Source organism: Nocardia spongicola (assembly GCF_047200775.1).
Taxonomy (GTDB): Bacteria; Actinomycetota; Actinomycetes; order Mycobacteriales; family Mycobacteriaceae; genus Nocardia.
Genome location: NZ_JBJZOO010000039.1, coordinates 1 through 2,022 on the forward strand (window position 1 = coordinate 1; position 2,022 = coordinate 2,022).

Below are 2,022 nucleotides of genomic sequence, written 5' to 3' on the forward strand. Positions count from 1 at the left end.
GGTACTGCGCGTCGGCATCGATGGTGACTTCCGGTAGTGGTGGGCGTACCAGTGGCGCGTCCTCCGTCATGTCCAGTACCACCCGCCCGACCCCGATCGAGCGGGCGACCCTCTCGAAGGCCTGTGTGATATCGGCGGTGCCGTACCCTTCGTAGGGCAGCGGTCGGTAGCTGTTCTTGTCCGCGAGGAACCGCTGGAAGGTCTCGATGATTCTCGAGGTGAAAGCCTTGCGCCGTCGCGCCAGCAACCGGTCGAGGTCGAGGGAGAAATACGCCACGTTTTTGGTGAAGTGTCGTAGTTCGAGCATGCCGCCGAAGTAGATATCGGCTTTGCCGACCTCGACGATGCGTCCGAATTCCGCGACCGCGTCGAAGTTCTGTGCCAGGATCTCTCCGGGTGCGGAGTTGATCACTACGTCCGCGCCTTCGCCGTCGGTGAGGGCGAGGACTTGGTCGACGAAGTCGAGGGAGCGGGAGTTGACGACGTGGTCGGCGCCTTGTTCGATGACGTAGGCGCGGCGTTCGTCGGTGCTCGCGGTACCGATCACGCGGGCGCCGTGCGCTTTGGCGACTTGTATCGCTGCCGAGCCGACTCCGCCGGCGGCGCCGTGCACCAGTACCGTTTCCCCCGGCTGCACTCGGGCGAGTTCCTCCAGTGCGTATACCGGGGCCAGAAACGAGGAGATATTGCTGATCCATCCGGGCTCGATCTCGTCGGGGAAGCTGAATGCCCGATCCGCGTCGAGGGTGTTGTAGCGGCGGATCATGCTCTGGCACAGGACGGAGACCTGGTCGCCGATCTCGTGATCGGTGACCCCCGCGCCGACCCGGACGATCCTCCCGACTCCTTCCATCCCTGGTTCGGTGCCGTAGTAGGTGCCTGCGAGTTCGCGTTCGCCGAGTATGCCCATGACCTTCATCGCGTCTTTGTAGTTGAGGCCGATCGCGGTCATCTTCACTTCGACTTCGCCGGGGCCGGGGGCGCGTCGTTCGCATTGCCGCCAGCCCAGCTGGGAGAGGGTCTTGGTCTTGGGTATCTCCAGCCGGAAGTTGGCTTCGGGATCGGTCAGTGGTGCTGGCTCGTCGAGAGCGTCGAGACGGTCCTGCAGGGTGCGTTGCATCTCGGTGATCCATCGGGCCCCGTCGTGCAGGGAAACCTCATCGGCGTGGTCGTAGGTGTATGCGCCGGGAATCCTCAGCTCCGCGGCGATTTCGGTGTCGGTGACGTGGTCGTCGAGGTCGATCAGCCGCCACCGCAACCACGACTGCTCATTGAGCAGCACTCGATGGGCGCCGATCAACGCGCCCTGGGTCGGGTTCAGTGAGGTCTCTGATTCCGGAGGGATGAAGGCGTTCTCGGTGATCATCGAGGCGTAGAAATCGTCGGTGCCGAGAAGTTCGGTTTCGGTGCCGTGTTCTTGTTGCCAGGTGTCGAGGAATTCTTCGGTGGCTACCGCGATGCGGCGCAGTGTCCACAGGGTGGTTACTTCGTCGTAGCCGGTGCCAGCGACGACGATCAGGTGCAGGCGGTCGGCGCCGTCGTGGGTATGGGTGGCCCGTAGTTGTTCGGTGAGGGCGGTTTCGAGATCCTCGCGGTCGGGGTCGCCCACAACGAACAACTCGGCGCCTGCGGAGTCAGGAGTGGTCAGGCGCAGGATGCGTTCGGCGGCCGGGGTTGCTGCGGTGTCCATCACCACGATCAGGGTGGCCAGGTCCGTGGTGCCGGGCAGGGTGGCTGGGTCGATGGGATCGTGTGTCTGCCAGGCTGGTTCGTAGAATATGTCGATCATGCGTTGCATCGGGGCAGGTTGTGAGCTGATGGCTCCGAGTTGTAAGCCGATGATCTGCATGCAGATGTTGTGTTCGGCGTCGAGCAGGTCGATATCGGCGCTGTTGCCGTCAGGGGCGATTCGCGCTACTGCGGTGATGGTGTCGGAAAGTGGTGCGCGCAGGCGTACTTTGTCGACCGCGACCGGGACCAGGGCTCGGTCCGGGAGGATGTCGGTGGCCGCGATCAGGGCGC

At 63.8% G+C, this 2,022-nt stretch carries 1 protein-coding gene; it reads right to left on the reverse strand.

The genetic code is table 11. The annotated features are described in order from the left end of the window. Positions 1–2,022, reverse strand: a 2,022-nt coding sequence (locus ACL02S_RS24070) for a zinc-binding dehydrogenase (protein ID WP_412804777.1), incomplete at both ends; no start/stop codon positions are given.